This window comes from Nocardioides sp. GCM10027114 (genome assembly GCF_042659625.1).
Classification (GTDB): Bacteria; Actinomycetota; Actinomycetes; order Propionibacteriales; family Nocardioidaceae; genus Nocardioides.
In genome coordinates, this window is sequence record NZ_JBHSSS010000027.1 from 1 (window position 1) to 1,708 (window position 1,708).

General features: G+C 69.1%; 2 protein-coding genes and 1 rRNA gene. 1 reads left to right on the forward strand and 2 read right to left on the reverse strand.

The annotated features are described in order from the left end of the window. Nucleotides 1–134: 134 nt before the first annotated feature. Nucleotides 135–641, reverse strand: coding sequence for a GNAT family N-acetyltransferase (locus tag ACFP2E_RS16780; protein WP_378523443.1), 507 nt, complete (start codon nt 639–641; stop codon nt 135–137). A 70-nt stretch (nt 642–711) separates the two neighbouring features. Between ACFP2E_RS16780 and ACFP2E_RS16785 the strand changes: the two genes are divergently transcribed. After that, a complete protein-coding gene (locus ACFP2E_RS16785; protein ID WP_378523442.1) occupies nt 712–1,569 on the forward strand; it encodes a phosphotransferase in 858 nt (285 codons plus the stop codon). A 63-nt stretch (nt 1,570–1,632) separates the two neighbouring features. Here the strand turns inward: ACFP2E_RS16785 and rrf are convergent. Continuing rightward, a 5S ribosomal RNA gene (gene rrf, locus ACFP2E_RS16790) occupies nt 1,633–1,708 on the reverse strand; the annotation flags it as partial.

Below are 1,708 nucleotides of genomic sequence, written 5' to 3' on the forward strand. Positions count from 1 at the left end.
AGAGCCCAGCCAGACCGGCCTTGCTCCCCGCCGCTCCCTGGCGACCCGGAGAACATTATGCGACCACCCCGCCCCACACAAATCGAACCCACGTGACCCCCGCCATACCCACGTTTCCGCAGGTCACACGGGGTTCAACGGAGCGACTTGCCGTACCAACGGTCGGAGAACGGTCCGCCCGAGTGGGCCGGGCTCTCGGTGTAGCCAAGGGACAGGTAGAGCCGCTGCGACTCAACGAGATCGTGGCGGGTGTCGAGACGCAACGCGACGAGCCCCATGTCGCGGGCTCTGTCCTCGACCTCCAGCATCAGGCGGCGGCCCAAGCCACGTCTGCGAAACCTCTCGGCGACGTGCAACCGACGGACCTCCCCGACGCCAGCGGCAACGCGCGCGAGTGCCACGCAACCGCAAACGACGTCGACACCGACTCTCGCCACCAGGAACACGCCGTGGGGCGCGACGAGGTCGTCCGTCGGATGCAGCGACAACGCAGTCTGAAGCTCATCCTCGGTAGCGGGCCGACGGTAGTAGCGACTGGCGACATCATGGAGGTAGGCCCGCATGGCCTGCTCAGCCGAAGCCGATGTCGGCGCGACCGCGCTGATCTCGCTGTCCCGCCCGGGGCGTCCCTCGCTGTTCACGCTCCACCGCCTGTCACGACGTCATCGTGGCAGTCCTCCCCGGGCACACGCCCAGCTAGGCTCGCTCCTCGTGCCTGATGAGATGAGCCGATTGAGCCCAGAGCAGCGCGACCTGCTCGCGCGCTGGGTGCCTGATGCGTCCGTGGTCGCCGACCTCAGCTGGGGGCTGGTCGAGACGACCGTGATCGAGCTGCTCAGCGACCAGGGGCGCCTCGTCGTGAAGGCCGGCGGCGTCTCGGACGGTCACATCGCCCGCGAGCTGCGAGCTCACCGGGAGTGGCTGGGGCCCTGGGTCGCGACGGGGCACGGTCCGGAGCTGCTGCACGGCGACGCCTCCGCCAAGATCCTGGTGACCCGCCACCTGCCCGGCGTGCTGGTGGAAGGAACCGGCGCCCAGGACGACCCGGGCACCTACCGGCAGGCGGGCTCGCTGCTCGCTTCCTTCCACGGTCAGCTCTCGACCGTGGACGACGATTGGCACGACCGGTTCCGAGCTCGTGTCGAACGGCACCTGGCCACGCCGCACCGCATCGACGGCGAGATCGTGAGGCGGGTGCGGGCGGAGATGGAGGCCTGGCCGAGCGGCGGCGCTCGTGTCGTGCCCACGCACGGGGACTGGCAGCCCCGCAACTGGCTGGTCGACGACGGCGTCGTCAGGGTCATCGACCTCGGGCGCGCGGAACTGCGCCCACCGAGCGAGGACTTCGTCCGCATCGCGCGCCAGGACTTCGCCCGGGACCCGGCACTCGAGGCAGCGTTCCTCGAGGGATACGGCCCTGATCCTCGCGAGCCGGACGATTGGCGCCGCGCCCTGGTGGGCGAGGCGGTGGGCACGGCTGCGTGGGCCTACAAGGTCGGCGACCACGCGTTCGAGAGCTTCGGTCACCAGCTCCTGGCCGGCCTCTACTCGAGCCACACGAGCAGATGAACCGTCATCACCCGTAAATGCACCAAGGGCCACCCTGGAAAGGGTGGCCCTTGGTCAATGTATGTCCGGCGGCGTCCTACTCTCCCACAACCTCGCGGTTGCAGTACCATCGGCGCTGAACGGCTTAACTTCCGGGTTC